The sequence below is a fragment of the Kribbella monticola genome, assembly GCF_003261635.1.
In the GTDB taxonomy this organism is placed as follows: Bacteria; Actinomycetota; Actinomycetes; order Propionibacteriales; family Kribbellaceae; genus Kribbella; species Kribbella monticola.
The window spans coordinates 56,920-75,080 of record NZ_QFXK01000034.1 but is presented as its reverse complement, the minus strand read 5'-3'; the positions used below and the strand labels follow the sequence as shown (position 1 = coordinate 75,080).

The window sequence follows — 18,161 nt, the reverse complement described above, 5'->3', positions numbered from 1 at the left end:
CATCTCCAGCTCGCGCAGATCGTGCGAGCCGCAGGCAGCCGCGCGACCCGGGTACGACGGCCCGCTTCGCGCCTCCTGCGTCGGCGCTCGACCCACCCACCCCAAGTCGCCGCTCCTGCGTCGCAGCTCAAACCACGAGCTGCCGACCGGGTGCCCCGTCATCGCCAGGTCGGGCAGCTTGCCGGCCCACCCCGCTCCAGTCGCCGCTTCTGCGTCGCGGTTCAACCTGCGAACTGCCGCCGGATTGTCCCGTCATCTCCAGCTCCGGCGTTGCCCTCGTCAGTTCGGTGACGGCATCCCGTACGCGTGGTCGACCGTCATTGTGAACAGCAGCCGGCCGTCCTCGACCATCGCGCGGCGGTAGTCGTCCCAATCGGGGTGCTCGCCCGACGCCTCCCGGTAATAGTCCACCAGCGCCTCGACAGTCTCATCGTGCTGGTCCCGCGCCACTGTGCTGAGCTCGGCCTTGCCCTCCAGAACGATGTACGAGCCTCCGCCGGGACCATTCACGTACAGGCTCGCCCGCGGATCGCGCCGAAGATTCTTCGTCTTCGCCCGATCGTCGGTCAGTGAGATCCGCACGCTCCGGCCGTCGTACAGGTAAGTGACGTTCGACAGCTGAGGCCGCCCGTCCCGCTTGATCGTCACCAGCACACCAAGCCCGGTTCTCCCGGGAAGCTCAGAAGTCATAGTCAAAGCTTAAGAATTCAAACAAACACCCCGCGCTTGACGACCCCGGGTTCGCCAGCGCGACATCGCGAGGTGGCGAACGGCTCGCACGATCTGCGCGACCTGTGGATCGCGATGACACCCGGTCGGCAGCTCGTGGTTGAGCTGCGACGTAGGAGCAGCGACTCGGGGTGGGTGGGGTCGAGCGCCGACGCAGGAGGCGCGAAGCGGGCCGTCGTACCCGGGTCGCACGGCCGCCGACCGCTCGCACGATCTGCTCGACCTGGAGATGATGCAGCAGCCGGTTGGCGGCTCGTAGTTTTGAGCTGCGACGTAGGAGCGGCGACCTGGGGTGGGTGGGTCGAGCGCCGACGCAGGAGGCGCGAAGCGGGCCTGGCTGCCGAGTCCCGTGATCACTCTCTGTCTCGACACGCGAGACCGCGGGTTCGACCTGTGGCAGAGATTGTGGGTAGAGTCGCAGGCACCATGCGGCACCTGGTTCTTCTCCTTCGCTGCCGCGGCGAGGCCTGACGTAGGCCGGTTCCCTCGCCGCGGAGTCTTGTCGTACGCCGGTCGCAGTCAGACCCCGCAGTACAGACTCTCGCGAGGAGAACCCGCACATCATGGCACCGAAGAACCAGCCCAAGCCTGTTCAGCAGAGTTCCGGGATGCCGATCGGCCGGTACACAGCGTTTCCGCCGATCGATCTGCCCGACCGCACCTGGCCGGCCAAGGCGGTCACCGCGACGCCGCGCTGGCTGTCGACCGATCTGCGCGACGGCAACCAGGCTCTGGTCGAGCCGATGTCGCCGGCCCGGAAGCGGCGGATGTTCGATCTGCTGGTGAAGATGGGCTACAAGGAGATCGAGATCGGTTTCCCCAGCGCCAGCCAGTACGATTTCGATTTCGTTCGTAGCCTGATCGAGGGCGACGCGATCCCCGAGGACGTGACGATCTCCGTTCTGACCCAGGCGCGGGAGGAGCTCATCGAGCGGACCGTGCAGTCGCTGCAGGGGTCGCCGAAGGCAACGATCCATCTGTACAACGCGACCGCGCCGCTGTTCCGCCGGGTCGTGTTCAACGTGGACAAGGCGGAGTGCCGCAACATCGCCGTCCGTGGTACCGAGACCGTGATGAAGTACGCCGACGAGATGCTCGGCGACTGCGAGTTCGGCTACCAGTACAGCCCGGAGATCTTCACCGGCACCGAGCTGGAGTTCGCGCTCGAGGTGTGCGAGGCGGTCAGTGATGTCTGGCAGCCCGATGCGGGCCGCGAGATCATCCTGAACCTGCCGGCGACCGTCGAGATGAGTACGCCGAACGTCTACGCCGACCAGATCGAGTGGTTCGGCCGCAACCTGAGCCGTCGCGAGCACAGCACGATCAGCCTGCACCCGCACAACGACCGTGGTACGGCGGTGGCCGCGACCGAACTGGCGTTGATGGCCGGTGCCGATCGCGTCGAGGGCTGCCTGTTCGGCCACGGTGAGCGGACCGGGAACGTCGACCTGGTGACGCTGGGGATGAACCTGTTCAGCCAGGGCATCGACCCGCAGATCGACTTCTCCGACATCGACGAGATTCGCCGCACCGTCGAGTACTGCACCCAGATGCGGGTGCCCGAGCGCCAGCCGTACGCCGGTGACCTGGTCTACACCGCCTTCTCCGGCTCGCACCAGGACGCGATCAAGAAGGGCCTGGAGGCGCTCGACAAGCAGGCCGCGGCCGAGGGCAAGCCGGTCGGCGAGATCCACTGGGAGGCGCCGTACCTGCCGATCGATCCGAAGGACGTCGGCCGGTCGTACGAGGCCGTGATCCGGGTCAACTCGCAGTCCGGCAAGGGCGGCGTCGCGTACATCATGAAGTCGGAGCACCGCCTCGACCTGCCGCGCCGGCTGCAGATCGAGTTCAGCCGCGTGATCCAGCAGTACACCGACACCGAGGGCGGCGAGGTCGGCCCGCAGCAGATGTGGGACATCTTCTCCACCGAGTACCTCCAGCCCGGCAAGCTGTCGCTGCTGACGGTCAACTCGACCTCGGGCGAGGGCCAGGGCGACCAGCTCCGCGTGCAGGTGTACGCGAACGGCGTACCGCACGAGTTGGTTGGCGAGGGCAACGGTCCCGTCTCGGCCTTCGTCGACGCGATCAAGCCGCTGAAGTACGACGTACGGGTGCTGGACTACCACGAGCACGCGCTCTCGGCCGGTGGTGACGCGCTGGCCGCGGCGTACGTCGAGTGCGAGGTCGGTGACGACGTCTACTGGGGTGTCGGCCGGGACGCCAACATTCTCACCGCGTCGCTGAAGGCAGTCGTCTCCGCGGTCAACCGCGCGAACCGCTGACCAGCTGGAAGTCGCCCGCGCCAAGAGAGCCGCCCGCTGCTAATTGAGTAGCGGGCGACTCGCTTGTTGGACAGACTCGCCCGATGATCACCGTGCGCGAGCTCGATCCGTCCGACGAACCGCTGTTCGACGAGTGGTACGCCGTACTGCGGGCCGGCGCGACCGCGGGTCGCGAAGCAGCCATCGTCGTGGGCCACCAGGCGCTGGCGTACTCGCTGCGCAATCCCGGCCCGGCCAGGACCAGGCTGCCGGTCGCCGCGTTCGACAGTGACCGGATCGTCGGCGCGATGCTGTTCGAATACCGTCTCGAGGAGGACCTGGACGCGATCGAGGTCGAGATCGACGTACCACCGGCCGAGCGCCGGCGCGGGATCGGCACCGCACTCTGGAACTGGGCGACGACGCGAGCAGCCGAACTCGGCCGGACGATCTTCCAGACCGAGATCGGCGCCCCCACCGAGTCCGCCCCCGGCCTCCTGTTCGCGACCGCCCTCGGCTTCAGCGTCGAGAACGTCGAGGACCACCTCGTCGTACCCCTTCCGTACGACGAAACGCGGCTGCGTGAGCTCCGGCAGACCGCGGGCGAACCCGACGGGTATCGACTGACGGCGTGGGCCGGCCCGTGCCCGCCGCAGTACCTGGCGGAGTACGCGGACCTCCGGACGGCGATGGACCAGGACGTCCCGACCGGCGGGATGACGCACGACCCCGCCCCCTGGACGGTCGAGCGCTTGCGGACGAGTGAAGAGCGACTGGCCAAGAACTACCTCGCCCTGGTCACCATGGCGCACACCACCGCCGGCGCCCCGGCCGGCTACACGCTGATGTGGTTGCCCAGGGACGACGCCGAGCACGCCCAGCAGGACGACACCCTCGTACTACGGGATCACCGCGGCCACAATCTCGGGACCCACCTGAAGCTGGCCAACCTCGACCAGCTCGCGAAGCACCGCAGTACGCAGAGATGGCTCCATACCTGGACCGCTCTCACCAACACCCCGATGCAGAAAGTCAACGCCCGCTTCGGATTCAAGCCAGTGGAACGCCTCTACGAGCTGGAGCTGGCCGAGCAGAGCTAAAGGCGCCGTTCCCAGGTGAGGCGGCCTTCGTCCATGGTGGCGTGGCCGTCGGCACCGGCGGCGACGTTGGGGTCGTGGGTGGCGATGATGACGGCGGCACCGCGGTCGGCCTCGCGGCGCAGCAGTTCGAGGACTCGTTCTCGGTTGGCGCTGTCGAGTTCGCTGGTCGACTCGTCGGCCAGGATCGCGCGGCCCTGCTGGGCGAGTCCGCGCGCGACCGCGACCCGCTGCTGCTCGCCACCGGACAGCTCCTCGACCAGGTGATCCCCGCTGTCTTCCAGGCCGACATCCTTCAACGCCTTCTCGATCGTCGCGTCGATGGTGTCGAGGGTGTGCTCGCGCTCCTCGTCGTCGTCCTCGTCACGCCGCGCCAGTACTGCGGTCAGCGCGCGATCTGCGAGCAGCGGCATCGACAAGTTCTCCCGCGCCGTGAGCACGCGGGCGAGCCCGTTGCCCTGCGGGATCAGGACGACGCCGTGTGCCGCGGCAGCGGGCCGGTCGGTGATCGTCAAGCCGTCCACCTCGACCGTGCCCGAACTCGCCCGGACCGCTCCGGCGATTGCCCAGAGCAACGAACTCTTGCCGGCCCCGGACGGCCCGCTGACGGCGAGCACGCATCCCGGCGGCACCCGCAGCGACACGTCGGCGACCGCGAGCAGTTCGCCGTACGCGACGCTGAGATTGGTGACGGTGATCATGCCTGACCTTCTTGCTCGACCGGGGTGAGGTGCACGCCGCCGGTGCCGTCCTCAGAGCTGGTGACGCGGACAAGAGTGCCGGGTGGCAGCAGTTCGGCGACGTGCGGTGGCAACGGCAACGACCCGTCGGTGGCGACGACCGCGAACTCCTCGCCGGAGCGTCCCTCAGAGGCGATCCGGCCGTCGCGGATCGTGATGGTGCGGGGGAGTACCGCGGCGACCTCGGGGTCGTGGGTGATCAGCAGCACGGTCATGCCGGTGCTCGCATTGATCGTGGAGATCGCGTTCAGGACCTCGTCGCGGGCCTGGTGGTCGAGCTGGCTGGTCGGTTCGTCGGCCAGTAGCAAGCCGGGGAAGGTGGCGATTCCCACCGCTACGGCGCACAGCTGGATCTGACCTGGTGTGAGGCGTTCGAGCGGCGTACGGGCGTGGTCCCGCAGGCCGACGAGTTCCAGTACTTCGACCGGGCTGGGCAAGGTGCGCCCGCGCGGTGCGGCGCGCTGGGCGTAGCGGATGTTGTCCTCGGGCGTCAGATAGGGGATCAGGTTGCGGCCGGCACCCTGCAGCACGATGCCGACGTCGCCGGAGCGCATCCGGTCGAGTTCGGCCTCGGTCATCGTCGCGATGTGGTGCTCGCCGATCTGCAGGCGGCCCGCGCTCGGGGTGAGCAGGCCGCCGCACAACTGCAGCAGCGTCGACTTGCCGGCCCCGGACGGACCGAGCAGGCCAACGAGTTCACCCGGGCGAACGGAGATGCCGATACCGGACAGCGCGGCGACGTCATGGCCTTGGCTGCGGTAGATGTGCACCAGTCCGCTGGTGTTGATCGCGAGCCCGCTCATGACAGCTCCTCCCTGATCCGGTGGTACCCGGCGCGGCGGTTGACACCGGTTCCGAGCAGCAGCGTCGTGGTCGTCAGCACCACCGTTCCGATCAGCCACAGCGCCACGGCGACGGTCCAGTTGGTATGCAGATCGAGCGGGATCGGCGAAGTCTCCAGCGTCTCGGCGAACAGCGGGATCATCGGCAGCGCGATCTGTGCGCCGAACACGCCGCACGCGGATCCGAGCAAGGCCGCCAGCGCCACCGGCCCGGTCTGCTCCCAGCGCGCGGCCCGCCCGGTAGTGGCGGCCGGTACGCCGGTGATCCGCAGGCTGGCGTAATCCTGCGCGCGCGACCGCCACGAGGTCACCACCATCAACAGCAACACGATGATCGCCAGCGACCAGCCTGCGATCCCGACGACCGGGGTGAGCTGGAGGGCCAAGGCGCTGGCCGACCGGCCGTAGGCCGCGATCCGGTCACTGCGCCGGTCGACCAGGGTCGCCACCATCCCGTCCTGGGCGAGTCCGTCGATCACCCGCTGGGAGTTCGCCAGTCCGTCGGCGTTCAGCCAGACCTGGAACTCGGTCGACTGCTGGTCCACCGAACCGCCCAGCCGCCGGATGTTCTCCAGGTCGAGTACGGCGACGTTCAGCGGATACCGGTTGATCGTTCCCTGTGGCCGATCGATCTTCTGGACCGGTACGGCGAGCCCGTCGGTACCCGGCACGGTGGTGGCGTCGCTGAGAGGGAACCGCGAACTGATGACGGCCGGTACCAGGGCCGGGACCGAGCCGTGCTGGATGAACTGCTCGTTGCCGGTGTTGGTCAGATCGAGGCTGAGGCCGCCGCCGGACCGGTCGTCGACCGCGATCGAACCGGGCGTGCCATCGATGGCCTTGACCGGATTCCAGTCCGCCGCCGCTCCGAGCGGGACCGCCTTCCCGCCCTCCATCGTGAGCTTGCCGATGTCGATCCGGCCCTTGAATCCGCCGGGATCGTTCAGACCGCGGGCGAGCCCGAGCCGGACCAGCTGGCAGCCCTGCAGGCAGCCGATCTGGGTTTTGAGCACGAACGTCCTGCCCGGCACCAACGGCATCGCCGGGAACCGCACCAGGAACCGCGCGCCCCCGGCCCGGCTGACCACGTTCGCCTCGAGGATCACCGATTTCGCCGGCGGGTTCTGGGTGCCTCCCTCACCGTTGAAGGTCGTCACGGCGACCGGCGTCAGCTTGCCGGGCGTCGCGGTGATGGTGAGCTCGTGGCCACTGATGTCGATCCGCTCCGGCTTGGCGGGTGCCGACAGGGCGGAGTACCCGGCGGTGTCGGTGAGCCGGTCGCCGCGGAAGGCGATCCGGCGAAAGCTGTCCGGCTCGATCATCATGGCGGTGAGCGCGTCCGGCGACGGCGGCCTGGACAGCACGACGGGTGTGAGCCAATGCCGATCCGGGTCGATCTTGTCGATGGCCTTGCTGAACGTGCTGAGGTCGGTGACGGACATCGACAGCACGCCCTCGGCGCCGGTCTCGTAGCCGGCGCGCAGGTCCCGGTTGTCACCGGCAACCGATGCGGCCTGCCCGGCGAACGAGGCCAACGCGGTCGCCACTGCCACCACCGCGACGATGCGCGTCACCGCTGGTCGCCGGGAGACCTGCAGAGCACCCAGTGCCAGCCCCAGCCGGCCACGACGCAGGGCCCGTCGGCTGACGAATCCCGCAGTGGGCAACAGGAGATGAGCGAAGGTGAGCCCGACCGCCAGCGCCAGCAGAGTAGGCGTCAGAACCGGCAGCGGACCGCGGCCGCCTCCGGTGAGTGCGGCAACCAGGCCGGCCGAGGCCAGCATGATGATGGAGAGGTCGACCATCCCCAGCGCCCGGCTGCGTCGCCGCGGGACCACCCGGCGCAACAGCGTGGAGATCGGTTGCTGTACTACGGTCCGCACGGACCAGACGACGACAGCGATCCCCACCACGACGGCCAGCGCCACCGCGGCCGGCACGGTCCAGGGCACCTCGATCGGGGCACCGCCGTTCAGCCACGTCGCTCGCACGACCAACAGCAGCAGGAACCCCGTCCCGATCCCCGCGAGCAGCCCCGCGAGCACAGCCACCCCGAGCTCCATCGCCAACGACTGCCCGGTACGCCGTGCGCTCGACCCGCGGAGCCGAGCTACCGCTATTTCCGGTCGACGCTGATCCACCACCGCGGACAGCGCAAGCGCCAGGACCACTACGCCGAACAGGGCGACCTGGACCATCACCAGCGGGATGATCGTGGTGGCCTGCTTCCGCTCCGCCTGGATCTGGTCGATCACTGCACCGAGCGCGGACGTGTTCCTGGTCTCCAACCCGAGTTGGGAAGCCTTGGCGTCGACCTGCGCGGTGGCGTCCTTGAGCCGCTGCAGATCGTTGGCCCGCACGACACCGGACAGCGGCCGGGTGTCCAGCGTGGAATGGTGCCCCCAGACGCTCTTGACGAACGTGCCGCGATCCGTCAGCAGGAAGTCTCCGCTGCCCGGGTCCGGGAACTCCGGCAGGTGTGACCGGCCCACCGGTGCACGCCCGAACCAGTAGTCGGCGTGTGGATCGACGGGTTTGTAGACGCCGACCACCTTGAGATTGGCGCCGCCTGTGTAATCGGTCGGCTTCGCGATCAGGACCGCGCCCGTCTTCGCGTTGAAGTTCGCTTTGTCGGCGCTGGAGACGACGACCTCGCCGGGACCCTTCGGACAGCGCCCTTCGGTCAAGACGAGCTGGCCGCAGTACCCGTCTCGCCAGACCAGCCGGCCGACGACCTTGACGTCCTGAGGATCGGTGCTGAGTCGCCACTGGGCGTCCACGGTCTGACCGTAGAGCGGTGGGGTGAACAGCGGCTTCAGATCGGCGGGGACGAGTTGAGCCAGGTCTTCGGGCTTCTTCGCGGTCGCCACGCCACTCGACGCCGGCGGGGACGCTTCCAGTTGCCAGGCGGCCGACTGGCGCTGGCTGTGCAGCGTCTCCGTGGTCACCGTTTGCTCGACAGCGCGAGCGAACCAGGGCGCGAACGCCGCGCAGGTGCCGATCAGCAGCGAGACGCCGGTGAGTACCAGTGCCTGGGCATACCGGTACCGCAGTGCGCGCCGCAGAAACATGACTGGACCCCCCAGGAACCCGCTGGACACCTGACCTGCTGACGATACGAAGTCGCTCGACGGTCCGGTCGGGTCGGCCTGAAATGACACAAAGTTGTTGCAGGAGCAACCGCTGTGCTGTTGAGAGGAAGGGATTCGGCTGCGCAGCGGAGGAATGCGGCTACTGTCGGTGATCTTGGACCCGTCGCGACGCGGTGCTGCGGCACAGGTAGGTTCGGAGTATGCGTGAATCCCAGCTCGGAGAACTGACCGTTTCCAGCCTCGGCCTCGGCTGCATGGGCATGTCCCAGTCGTACGGCGTGTCCAACGACGACGCCGAGTCGATCGCCACCGTGCACGCGGCCCTCGACGCCGGCTGCACCTTCATCGACACCGCCGATGTCTACGGCAATGGGGCGAACGAGGAACTCGTCGGCCGGGCGCTCGCGGGCCGGCGCGACGAGGCGATCCTGGCGACCAAGTTCGGCTTCCAGTGGTCGTCGGGGAACAGCACCCTGCCGACGGTGGTGAACGGCAAGCCGGAGTACGCGCGCGCTGCCCTCGACGCGTCGCTGCAGCGGCTCGGGGTGGACTACGTCGACCTTTGGTACCTGCATCGCCGCGACCCGGAGGTCCCGATCGAGGAGACCGTCGGGGCGATGGCCGAGGCGGTGAAGGCCGGCAAGGTCCGTTACCTCGGGCTGTCCGAGGTGTCGGGGGAGACGGTGCGCGCCGCGCACGCCGTCCATCCGATCAGTGCGGTGCAGAGCGAGTGGTCGCTGTGGACGCGCGACCCGGAGACCGTCGTCCTGCCGACGCTGCGCGAACTCGGGATCGGGTTCGTACCGTTCAGCCCGCTCGGCCGCGGGTTCCTGACCGGCCAGCTCAAGTCGCCGGACGACTTCGAACCGGACGACATGCGGCGCGGGCTGCCCCGGTTCAGCGGCGAGAACTTCCAGCGCAACCTGGACCTGGTCGAGGAGGTCCGGTCACTCGCCGCGGACAAGGGGGTGACGGCCGGGCAGCTGGCGCTGGCCTGGTTGCTTGCCCAGGGCAATGACGTTGCGCCGATCCCGGGGACGAAGCGGCGCAAGTACCTCGCCGAGAATCTCGGTGCGATCGACGTGACGCTGTCGGCCGAGGAGCTCGCGGCGCTGGACGAGGCGTTCCCGCCGGATGCTGTCGCGGGGGATCGGTACAGCGAGGCCGCCATGAAGGCAGTCGAGCGGTGAGCACCCTCGACCCCGAGGTGACTCCCGCCGACACGCCGGCTGAGCGGTTGACCGATGGGTCGGCCGGTGGGTCGGCCGGGGGTTTGGCTGGTGGGTTGGCTGGGGCGTCGGCCGGGGGGTTGACCGAGGCGTTGGTGGGGTCGGCGGACGGGCTCGATCCGGAGTTGAGTCCGGTGGAGGCCGAGGCTGGTGCCGAGTTGCCCTCGACCTCGGGGTTGATCGCGGTGACGGGCTCGACGGGGCAGCTCGGCTCGCGGATCGCACGGCGGCTCGCGGAAGCCGGGGCCGCCCAGCGCCTCGTAGTACGGGATCCTGCTCGCGCTCCCGAACTGGAGGGCGCGCAGGTCGCGCAGGCGTCGTACGGGGACATCGCCGCGCTGCTGAACGCGCTGGACGGCGTACAGACGTTGCTGATGGTGAGCGCGTCCGAATCGGCCGACCGGGTTTCCTTGCACAAGGCAACGATCGACGCGGCGGTCGCGGCCGGCGTACGGCGGATCGTGTACACCTCGTTCGTCGGGGCGGCGCCGAACGCGACGTTCACGTTCGCGCGCGACCACTGGCACACCGAGCAGCATCTTCGCGCGACGGGTGTCGACTTCACCTTCCTGCGGGACAACATGTACCTCGACTTCGTCCCCGGCTTCGCGGGCGAGGACGGGGTGATCCGCGGGCCGGCGGGGGACGGGCGCGTTGCCGCCGTACTGCGGGACGACGTCGCCGATGTGGCCGCTCAGGTGCTTTTGGACGCGACGCACTCGGGGCAGACGTACGACCTGACCGGTCCGGCGGCGTTCACGCTGGCCGAGGCAGCGGCGATGATGAGCGAGGCGTGGGGCCGGCCGATCCGGTACGAGGCGGAGACCCTGGACGAGGCGTACCGCTCGCGGGAGTCGTTCGGGGCACCGGCGTGGGAGGTGGCCGGCTGGGTCACGTCGTACGCCGCCATCGCGAGCGGCGAACTCAGCGAGGTCAGCAGCGCCGTCGAAGACATCACCGGGCACCCGCCGACCGGGCTGGCTGAGTACCTCGCACGCGGGTGAGAGACTGGACGGGTGCCGCTCTACCGTGACGAAGCGATCGTGCTCCGCACCCAGAAACTGGGTGAAGCCGATCGCATCGCCACGCTCCTGACCCGCACGCACGGCAAGATCCGGGCCGTCGCGAAGGGCGTACGCCGTACGTCGTCCCGCTTCGGCGCGCGCCTCGAACCGTTCAGCCACGTCGACCTGCAACTCGCGACCGGGCGAACCCTCGACGTCGTCACCCAGGCCGTCTCCATCTCGGCGTACGGCGAGGGCATCGTCGGCGACTACGCGCGCTACACGACCGGCACGGTCCTGCTCGAAACCGCGGACCGCCTCGTCGTCGAGGAGAAGGAACCAGCCACGCAGCAACACCTCCTGCTGGCCGGCGCCCTCCGCGCCCTCTCCACCGGCGAACGCGAACCGGCCCTGGTCCTCGACTCCTTTCTCCTACGCTCCTTGGCGATCTCGGGCTACGCCCCGTCTTTCGCCGACTGCGCGAAGTGCGGTGAGGAAGGCCCCCACCGAGCCTTCAACCCAGCCGCCGGCGGCGTCGTCTGCGCCACCTGCCGCCCCCCAGCCTCCGCGATGCCGGCCCCACCGACCCTCACCCTCCTCTCCGCCCTCCTCACCGGCGACTGGCCCATCGCCGAACGCTCCGACCCCCGCTCCCGCCGAGAAGCCAACACCCTCGTAGCTGCCTTCGTCGCCTACCACCTAGACCGCAACCTCCGCTCCCTCCCCCACCTAGACCTAACCCCTGACCGTTAACCGCCAACGGGAGACTGTGTCTGTGGGAGGAATGAGCAGGAGAGTTCCGGTGGCCGCAACAAGTGCTATAGCCATCGCCAGCCTCATCACGGGCTGCAACGGCGCTCCGTCGGGAGAGCCCCACGCACGACCCTCCACATCATCCGCGATCTCGATTGCAACCTCAGCATCTTCAACTGACTCCGGAGCGGCCGCCGACGCTGTCTCGGCGTACCGGCACTTCATCGAGGCAACGGATGTCATGGCCACCAGTGGCGGGCGCGACACATCGGAACTCCGGAAATATGCAAGCGGCGCAATGCTCGGTGCTGAGCTGAACCAGGCCGCGACGTTCAAGGCGCAAAAGTGGCACAGCGTGGGGAAGCAGAAGGTTGTGTGGACGAAGGTGCTCAAGATCGCACCGCAGAATTCCGGTCGAGCCGATGAGATTACGGTCCAAGCATGTGTGGATTCCTCACAGGCCATCGCCTTGACCACTGACGGCAAGAAGGTCAGGCCACCTGGGACGCCGACCCAGCTGCTCGACGAAATGAAAATGGTTCGCGCCCGTGACGAATGGAGGGCGAACTTCCCGCAGAGCCGCAGAGCCGGAAGGTGCTGATTCCAAAGCGCAGCGGCATGTCCAGGTGCTACGGCCGTTCAATGTTGGCTCGAACAGCGGCGTCTAACAGACCGCTGGTGTCTTTGGAGCAGCCGCCTGATCACCGTCGGGATCGACCAGCACTGGAACGGCCTCTCCGATGCGGAGTTGCGTGGCGCCGGTTCGCGTCATCGAGAGCTGACCGGTGTCACCGAGCGTGCTCCGCCAGGTGATGTCCCAGCGGGCAGTGGCACCGACCTTGTACTGGCAGCCGTTCTGATCTCGCGAGGTCTTCCGATACAAATACCCACAATCAGGCGACGGCTTGATCCCGAACGACTTCCGGTACGCCGTACCAGCACCCTCGCACCGTACGGTCTTCCCGTCGCCCATACTCCAGTCCACCGCCTTCACCTGCGCAGTCGCGGTAACGGTCAACCCCGGAACACTCGCATCCCGGCTGATCGGCCCCCAGGTGTTCTCCGACTTCTCCACCCACAACCACACCGGCATGTTCACCAGCCCGATCTGCCCCACCCCAGGCGCACTTTTCACCACCGGCGCGCGCAACTGCATAGCCGCCACCGCCCGATACGCCAACGTCAACGGATCAGTAACCACCGTGTCAGGCTCCCCAGGCAACCAAACCCACTTGGTCACCAAATGCCGCCCCTGATCAAACCCCTGCTCCCGAACACACGCCCAAACAGACCCCTCCGTATGCCCCTCCCACCGAGCATCCGAAAACGGCGGCTGCGGCTCCTCCCGCCGCAAGTAGCACTGCTGACTATTCGACCAATTGCCGAGAGTGGGGTCACTGCACGGCTGTACGACAGCGCCCAGTTGGCAAGTCCGCTTTGCCTTCTTGCTCCCCGCCTTTGCGGGGTGCCCTTGTTCCGGCCCGGCGGTGTGGATGAGTTCTTGGGCGATCCACGTGCACTTACCTATACGCGCGTTGCAGGCCCAGACATAGCCTGGCCCGGGAGGCGGCGGCTTGTCGTCCGCAGCGGCTGTGCTGACGGATGTCAGAAGCAGGGAAGTCGTTAACGCGGCGCTGATCCAAAGCGACCTCAGCATGGTCCGCCACCCTTTTCGGCGACCAAGAACCACATCTTCGGTCCGCCTGAGTTCGGCTGGGCATAGACAAGACGCGAGGAGAACTTGTGTCGATCTCCGTTGCCCGGCCCCATGGGTACTGGCTTCTTGGTCTTGGTGAAGCGGGTGACCACTGCTGAGCTGTCGATGCAGTTGGTCAACTGCACCTCGGGCTGCTCGATCCCCAGCTTCACCGATACGACCTGGGTGCCGGAGATCTTCACCTGGCCGGTCTGATACCAACCGTTTTGAGTTTGAAATCTCGCGTCATCAATGACGGTGATGATCCATTCCCCGCCGTTTCCGACCTTCTCCAACGCTGTCCGGTTGAGGTGGGCCGGATCTTCGAACGCTTTGTCGACCGCGGCGCGGGCTGTTGTGTAGCGGGACTTTGCGGCGGTTATGGCGGCTTGTTGTTCTGGGGTCCAGGTGGGGGTTGAGGGGGTGGGGGATGGGGTGATGGTGGGAGTGGTTGGGGGCGGGGTGGTGTTGGGTTGGCCTGCCTTGGGGGAGCCGGTGCAGGCGGCCAGCATCAGGAGGGCGCTGAGGGTGGCGGCTGCTTGCAGCGGGCGGCGGGTCATTGCAGGAGGCTCCCGGGGAGTGGAGTTACGGACGGTATAAGGCTGCCATACGAAGGGTTTCCGGTTCGGCAGTTTTCCACAGGCCGCTTGCTGGTGGGTGAGCGGTATGAGGGAGGATCGGGGTATGTCGCCGTTGGGTCGTCGTCGTGGTCGGGGTGTGGGGGAGCGGGTGGGGGCGGTGGTTGCGCCGGAGGCGCATCCGTCGGGGGCCAGGCCGCCCGCCGTACCGGCGGAGTTGGTGCCTCGACATGTGGCGGTGGTGATGGACGGGAACGGGCGCTGGGCGAAGGCGCGGAACCTGCCGCGGACCGAGGGGCACAAGGCTGGTGAGGCCTCGTTGCTGGATGTGATCAAGGGTGGCATCGAGATCGGGGTCAAGTACCTGTCGGTGTACGCGTTCTCGACCGAGAACTGGGCCCGGTCGCCCGAAGAGGTGCGGTTCCTGATGGGGTTCAACCGCGAGGTGATCCACCGGCGTCGCGACGAACTGGATGCGATGGGCGTCCGCGTGGTGTGGTCCGGGCGGCGGCCGCGGTTGTGGAAGAGCGTGATCTCCGAACTCGAGTACGCGCAGGAGCGCACCAAGAACAACGACACGATCACGCTGCAGTTCTGCGTGAACTACGGCGGGCAGGCGGAGATCGCCGACGCGATGCGCTCGATCGCCCAGGAAGTTGCCGCCGGCAAGCTCAGCCCGGATCGGATCACCGAGAAGACGATCGCCAAACACCTGTACGCGCCCGACATCCCCGAGGTCGACCTGTTCGTCCGTTCCTCCGGCGAGCAGCGCACCTCGAACTTCCTGGTCTGGCAGCTCGCGTACGCCGAGATGGTCTTCCTCGACACCCTCTGGCCGGACTTCGACCGCCGCCACCTCTGGCACGCGATCGAGCTCTACGCCCAACGCGACCGCCGCTACGGCGGCGCCATCCCCAACCCCGTCGCCCCCACCACCTAACCCCACGCCACCCCACGACGTACGGCGTGGTGCCCACGAGCGGATGACGAGCTCACGGCCGACGGGCGTCTGCTCACCTCGTACGGCGTGGGCGGATGGTGGGCTGGGGGTTGGCGGGTGCCTGGTCGCGCGGTACGGCGTGGTTGCTGCGAGTGGACGGTTGGCTCGGGGCGGAGCGGGCGCCTGCTCATGTCGTGCCGCGTGGTTTTCGCGAGGGAGTTGGCGTAGGGGAGCTGTCGGTGGGGGGTTTTAGCATCGGGGAATGGATGATCGGTTGAGAGTAGGGGTGTCGTTTCCGCCGGCGTGGGCGCCTGAGGCGTTTCGGGGGTTTGTGGCGGCCGTGGAGAGCAGTGGGCTGGATGATCTGTGGATCTCTGAGGACTGTTTCAACGAGTCTGCTATCGCCAGTGCGGTGACGGCGCTCGCGACGACTGAGCGCATTCGTGTCGGGGCAGCAATCCTTCCCGTGCCACTTCGTAATGTGACGCAAGCGGCGATGGAGATCGCGACCATCGACCGCCTGTACCCGGGCAGGTTCGTCGCAGGGATCGGACACGGCGTCCAACCCTGGATGGAGCAGGCCGGCGTCCGCGCCGACGCGCCACTCACCCTCCTGAGCGAATACGCAACGGCCCTCCGTCAACTCCTGAACGGCGAAACCGTCACCACCCAAGGACGCTACGTCCAGCTGACCGACGTCACCCTCGCGCATCCACCAACCCAGCCACCACCCCTGCTGATCGGCGTCGCCGGTCCGAAGTCCCTCGCCGCGGCCGGTGAACTAGGCACCGGGACCCTCCTCGCCCTCGGCCTGGACACCGACGCGATCAAGCAGGCGACCGAAGCCACGCTCCAGAAGGCCGCGAAGGACCACGAGGTCATCGCCAGCATCCCGGTCGCGACCGGTCCGAATGCGCGCGCTCGAGTCGACGCGGAGCTGGCGGAGTACGGGATGAAAGGCTCGCCCAAGATAGGTGCCGTAGGCAACGCCGAAGAGATCGCCGAGCGCCTCAAAGAGGTGCAAGCAGCAGGCGCGACGACGATCTCGGTCCAGCCCTGCCGCGACGAGCCGGACTTCGACGCCTTCGCCCACTTCCTCGGCCAGGAGGTGAAGCCGCTACTACAAATGAATTAGCGCCGAGGTGAAGGCAGCAGTCCGCGCTCGATGGCGACGGTCACCGCGCGGGTGCGATCGTCCACGTCCAGCTTCGTGAAAAGTCGCTGCAGATGCGTCTTCACCGTCGCTTCCCCGATGAACAACTCCCGCCCGATCTCCGCATTGCTCAGCCCGCGCGCGACCGCGGCCAGGACCTCCAGCTCGCGAGGCGACGGCTGGACCGCGGCGGGTGCGACCGGCGTACGGAGTCGGGACATCAGCCGGGCCGCGACCGGGGGAGCCAGCACGGTCTCGCCACGCGACGCCGCACGGATCCCGTCCAGCAACTCGGCATGCGGCGTGTCTTTCAGCAGATACCCGGCAGCGCCTGCCTCCACCGCGTGCAGGATGTCGGTGTCGGTGTCGTACGTCGTCAGCACGAGCACCTTGGTCGACGGAAACGACGACACGATCGCACCCGTCGCCGAGACCCCGTCCCGTCGCGGCATGCGCAGGTCCATCAGTACGACGTCCGGGCGCGTCGTCGCCACCAGCGCGACGGCTTCCTCGCCGTCGCCGGCCTCGCCGACCACCTCGATGTCGTCGGTCACGGCGAGCATGCCGATCAGCCCGGACCGCACTACCGGGTGATCGTCGACCACCAGGACCCGAATACTCACGCGTTCTCCCCAGCCGAAGGAATCAACACAGCCACCCGCGTACCACGACCCGGCGCACTCTCGACCGAAACCGTCCCACCGCTCTCCTCGACCCGCCCGCGCATCGCCGCCAGTCCGTACCCGGACCGCTCGGCGGTGTCCACAGCAAAACCGGACCCGTCATCGTGGATCTCGATCCGTACCCCGGCCGCCGACATCCCCAGCGAGATCACGACCGAAGTCGCGCCGGCATGCTTGCGGACGTTGGCCAACGACTCCTGAGCAGCCCGCAACAACACCACCTGCTGCGCCTGCGGCAACGCAGCCACCTCGTCGTCCGGCATATCGAGAGAAACCTGTACGTCGACGCCCGTCTCTGCCGCGAATCGCTCAGCCTGCCGACGCAGTACTTCGGCGAGCGTCGCTCCGGTCAACGCGACGGGCGTGAAGGCCGCCACCAGCGCCCGGGCTTCGGCCAGGTTCTCCCGGGCCGTGTCCTCGATCGCGGCCAGTCGGCCGGCCACCGGTTCGAGCGAACCGCGCTGCAGCTCGACGGCCGCGGTCTGCGCCAACATCACCACGCTCGTCATCCCCTGGGCCAGCGTGTCATGGATCTCGCGCGCCATCCGCTCCCGCTCGGCCATCACGCCGGCGGTGTGGTGCGCTTCGGCCAGTTCGTCGCGGGCCGATTCGAGTTCCTCGATCAGGTTGGCCCGCTGCTGGCTCTGCGCGATCACCTTGTCGATCCAGATCCCGAGCAGCATGCTCACCACGAGGCTGATCAGCATCCACGGCAAGATGTCCCAGAAGGCGTCGATCGTCCAGCCGGCCGACCAGAGCTGGGCCGCGCCGACGGTGAAGACGAGCAGCACGCTGAGCACGACCGAGTCGCGAGCTTTGTCGCTGAGCAGCCAGATCTGCGGTGACGCGATGAACATCAGGAACACGCTCGGCGGGTAGAGCGCCACGACGACCGCCACGCAGGCGATCTGCAGCACGAGGTAGATCCGCGCCGCCAGAGCGTTTCGCGAGATCATCGCCGGCCGGCCGACGAAGTGGTAGGCGAGGCCGAGGACGGCCAGGGCGCCGAGAACCGCGAGGTGGTGACGGCCGCTCAGGTCGCCGAGAAGCGACACCAGCGCGGTGACGCCGAGCAGTGTCCAGAAGACGATGTGCCAGGCGATCAGCGTGCGGGTCCAGACCGGTTGCCCGGCGCCGCTGGTGAGCTCCATGCCCACCATCTTCCTCCACTGCCGCCAGTGCGCCACCACCACGCCGCCGACCGACCGGCCTGTCAGGCCGCCGACCGACCGGTCCGCCCAGCCGACGACCGACCGGTCCGCCCAGCCGACGACCGACCGGTCCGTCGGGGCGCCGACCGACCCATCCGCCAAGCCGACGACCGACCGGCTCGTCGGTTCGGTCGGTTCGGCTGCCGACGTCAT

Annotated in this window: 16 protein-coding genes; 8 read left to right on the top strand and 8 right to left on the bottom strand. The window is 68.0% G+C overall.

The annotated features are described in order from the left end of the window. Positions 1 to 279 precede the first annotated feature (279 nt). A complete protein-coding gene (locus DIZ26_RS24965) occupies positions 280 to 690 on the bottom strand; it encodes a PPOX class F420-dependent oxidoreductase (protein WP_112245628.1) in 411 nt (136 codons plus the stop codon). Positions 691 to 1,292: 602 nt separating this feature from the next. Here DIZ26_RS24965 and leuA point away from each other — a divergent pair. Together leuA and DIZ26_RS24955 are read left to right on the top strand one after the other, a co-directional pair. After that, positions 1,293 to 3,011, top strand: coding sequence for a 2-isopropylmalate synthase (gene leuA, locus DIZ26_RS24960; RefSeq protein ID WP_112245626.1), 1,719 nt, complete (start codon positions 1,293 to 1,295; stop codon positions 3,009 to 3,011). Positions 3,012 to 3,094: 83 nt separating this feature from the next. Further along, complete coding sequence (locus DIZ26_RS24955) at positions 3,095 to 4,090, top strand: GNAT family N-acetyltransferase (RefSeq protein ID WP_112245624.1); 996 nt, start codon at positions 3,095 to 3,097, stop codon at positions 4,088 to 4,090. On the opposite strand, the gene DIZ26_RS24950 is transcribed toward DIZ26_RS24955, so the two are convergent. Genes DIZ26_RS24950 through DIZ26_RS24940 form a run of 3 tightly spaced genes read right to left on the bottom strand, consistent with a single transcriptional unit; the run spans position 4,087 to position 8,740 of the window. Continuing rightward, on the bottom strand, positions 4,087 to 4,788 hold the full coding sequence (locus DIZ26_RS24950) for an ABC transporter ATP-binding protein (RefSeq protein ID WP_112245622.1): 702 nt from the start codon (positions 4,786 to 4,788) through the stop codon (positions 4,087 to 4,089). The two genes, DIZ26_RS24955 and DIZ26_RS24950, sit on opposite strands and share 4 nt — an antisense overlap. Further along, on the bottom strand, positions 4,785 to 5,630 hold the full coding sequence (locus DIZ26_RS24945; RefSeq protein WP_112245620.1) for an ABC transporter ATP-binding protein: 846 nt from the start codon (positions 5,628 to 5,630) through the stop codon (positions 4,785 to 4,787). The genes DIZ26_RS24950 and DIZ26_RS24945 overlap by 4 nt, the downstream gene beginning before the upstream one ends. After that, positions 5,627 to 8,740 carry an FtsX-like permease family protein gene (locus DIZ26_RS24940; protein ID WP_112245618.1) on the bottom strand — a complete coding sequence of 1,038 codons (3,114 nt, stop codon included), beginning with the start codon at positions 8,738 to 8,740 and terminating at the stop codon, positions 5,627 to 5,629. Before DIZ26_RS24940 ends, DIZ26_RS24945 begins: the two co-directional genes overlap by 4 nt. A 221-nt stretch (positions 8,741 to 8,961) precedes the next feature. Between DIZ26_RS24940 and DIZ26_RS24935 the strand changes: the two genes are divergently transcribed. The 4 genes from DIZ26_RS24935 to DIZ26_RS37545 are packed head-to-tail and all read left to right on the top strand — an operon-like array spanning position 8,962 to position 12,348. Next, complete coding sequence (locus tag DIZ26_RS24935; protein WP_112245616.1) at positions 8,962 to 9,951, top strand: aldo/keto reductase; 990 nt, start codon at positions 8,962 to 8,964, stop codon at positions 9,949 to 9,951. Then, entirely contained in the window at positions 9,948 to 10,994 is a 1,047-nt protein-coding gene (locus tag DIZ26_RS24930; RefSeq protein ID WP_232828580.1) for an SDR family oxidoreductase, read from the top strand. The genes DIZ26_RS24935 and DIZ26_RS24930 overlap by 4 nt, the downstream gene beginning before the upstream one ends. Positions 10,995 to 11,006: 12 nt before the next feature. Then, positions 11,007 to 11,747 carry a DNA repair protein RecO gene (gene recO / locus DIZ26_RS24925; RefSeq protein ID WP_112245614.1) on the top strand — a complete coding sequence of 247 codons (741 nt, stop codon included), beginning with the start codon at positions 11,007 to 11,009 and terminating at the stop codon, positions 11,745 to 11,747. A 49-nt stretch (positions 11,748 to 11,796) separates the two neighbouring features. After that, positions 11,797 to 12,348 carry a hypothetical protein gene (locus DIZ26_RS37545; RefSeq protein ID WP_157979805.1) on the top strand — a complete coding sequence of 184 codons (552 nt, stop codon included), beginning with the start codon at positions 11,797 to 11,799 and terminating at the stop codon, positions 12,346 to 12,348. Between the two features lie 63 nt (positions 12,349 to 12,411). On the opposite strand, the gene DIZ26_RS24915 is transcribed toward DIZ26_RS37545, so the two are convergent. Together DIZ26_RS24915 and DIZ26_RS37540 are read right to left on the bottom strand one after the other, a co-directional pair. Next, positions 12,412 to 12,948, bottom strand: coding sequence for an ATP/GTP-binding protein (locus DIZ26_RS24915; protein WP_157979804.1), 537 nt, complete (start codon positions 12,946 to 12,948; stop codon positions 12,412 to 12,414). A 449-nt stretch (positions 12,949 to 13,397) separates the two neighbouring features. After that, the gene (locus tag DIZ26_RS37540) at positions 13,398 to 14,003 is read right to left on the bottom strand and encodes a hypothetical protein (protein WP_157979803.1); all 606 of its coding nucleotides are present in this window, start codon (positions 14,001 to 14,003) and stop codon (positions 13,398 to 13,400) included. A 124-nt stretch (positions 14,004 to 14,127) separates the two neighbouring features. Between DIZ26_RS37540 and DIZ26_RS24910 the strand changes: the two genes are divergently transcribed. Both DIZ26_RS24910 and DIZ26_RS24905 read left to right on the top strand, forming a co-directional pair. Then, the gene (locus DIZ26_RS24910; RefSeq protein WP_198676274.1) at positions 14,128 to 14,961 is read left to right on the top strand and encodes an isoprenyl transferase; all 834 of its coding nucleotides are present in this window, start codon (positions 14,128 to 14,130) and stop codon (positions 14,959 to 14,961) included. Between the two features lie 262 nt (positions 14,962 to 15,223). After that, entirely contained in the window at positions 15,224 to 16,096 is an 873-nt protein-coding gene (locus DIZ26_RS24905) for an LLM class flavin-dependent oxidoreductase (RefSeq protein WP_112245607.1), read from the top strand. Here the strand turns inward: DIZ26_RS24905 and DIZ26_RS24900 are convergent. Together DIZ26_RS24900 and DIZ26_RS24895 are read right to left on the bottom strand one after the other, a co-directional pair. Next, a complete protein-coding gene (locus tag DIZ26_RS24900) occupies positions 16,093 to 16,737 on the bottom strand; it encodes a response regulator (RefSeq protein WP_112245605.1) in 645 nt (214 codons plus the stop codon). The genes DIZ26_RS24905 and DIZ26_RS24900 overlap by 4 nt on opposite strands. Beyond that, positions 16,734 to 18,161: a sensor histidine kinase gene (locus DIZ26_RS24895; protein ID WP_232828579.1), complete on the bottom strand. Its 1,428-nt coding sequence runs from the start codon at positions 18,159 to 18,161 to the stop codon at positions 16,734 to 16,736. Before DIZ26_RS24895 ends, DIZ26_RS24900 begins: the two co-directional genes overlap by 4 nt.

What these genes read in the sequence shown, in the direction of transcription:
- DIZ26_RS24940 (WP_112245618.1), bottom strand. Translation starts at nt 8,740, where the DNA reads ATGTTTCTGCGGCGCGCACTGCGGTACCGGTATGCCCAGGCACTGGTA.
- DIZ26_RS24895 (WP_232828579.1), bottom strand. Translation starts at nt 18,161, where the DNA reads ATGACGTCGGCAGCCGAACCGACCGAACCGACGAGCCGGTCGGTCGTC.
- leuA (WP_112245626.1), top strand. Translation starts at nt 1,293, where the DNA reads ATGGCACCGAAGAACCAGCCCAAGCCTGTTCAGCAGAGTTCCGGGATG.
- DIZ26_RS24905 (WP_112245607.1), top strand. Translation starts at nt 15,224, where the DNA reads ATGGATGATCGGTTGAGAGTAGGGGTGTCGTTTCCGCCGGCGTGGGCG.
- DIZ26_RS24945 (WP_112245620.1), bottom strand. Translation starts at nt 5,630, where the DNA reads ATGAGCGGGCTCGCGATCAACACCAGCGGACTGGTGCACATCTACCGC.
- DIZ26_RS24965 (WP_112245628.1), bottom strand. Translation starts at nt 690, where the DNA reads ATGACTTCTGAGCTTCCCGGGAGAACCGGGCTTGGTGTGCTGGTGACG.
- DIZ26_RS37540 (WP_157979803.1), bottom strand. Translation starts at nt 14,003, where the DNA reads ATGACCCGCCGCCCGCTGCAAGCAGCCGCCACCCTCAGCGCCCTCCTG.
- DIZ26_RS24950 (WP_112245622.1), bottom strand. Translation starts at nt 4,788, where the DNA reads ATGATCACCGTCACCAATCTCAGCGTCGCGTACGGCGAACTGCTCGCG.
- DIZ26_RS24955 (WP_112245624.1), top strand. Translation starts at nt 3,095, where the DNA reads ATGATCACCGTGCGCGAGCTCGATCCGTCCGACGAACCGCTGTTCGAC.
- DIZ26_RS24910 (WP_198676274.1), top strand. Translation starts at nt 14,128, where the DNA reads ATGTCGCCGTTGGGTCGTCGTCGTGGTCGGGGTGTGGGGGAGCGGGTG.
- DIZ26_RS24935 (WP_112245616.1), top strand. Translation starts at nt 8,962, where the DNA reads ATGCGTGAATCCCAGCTCGGAGAACTGACCGTTTCCAGCCTCGGCCTC.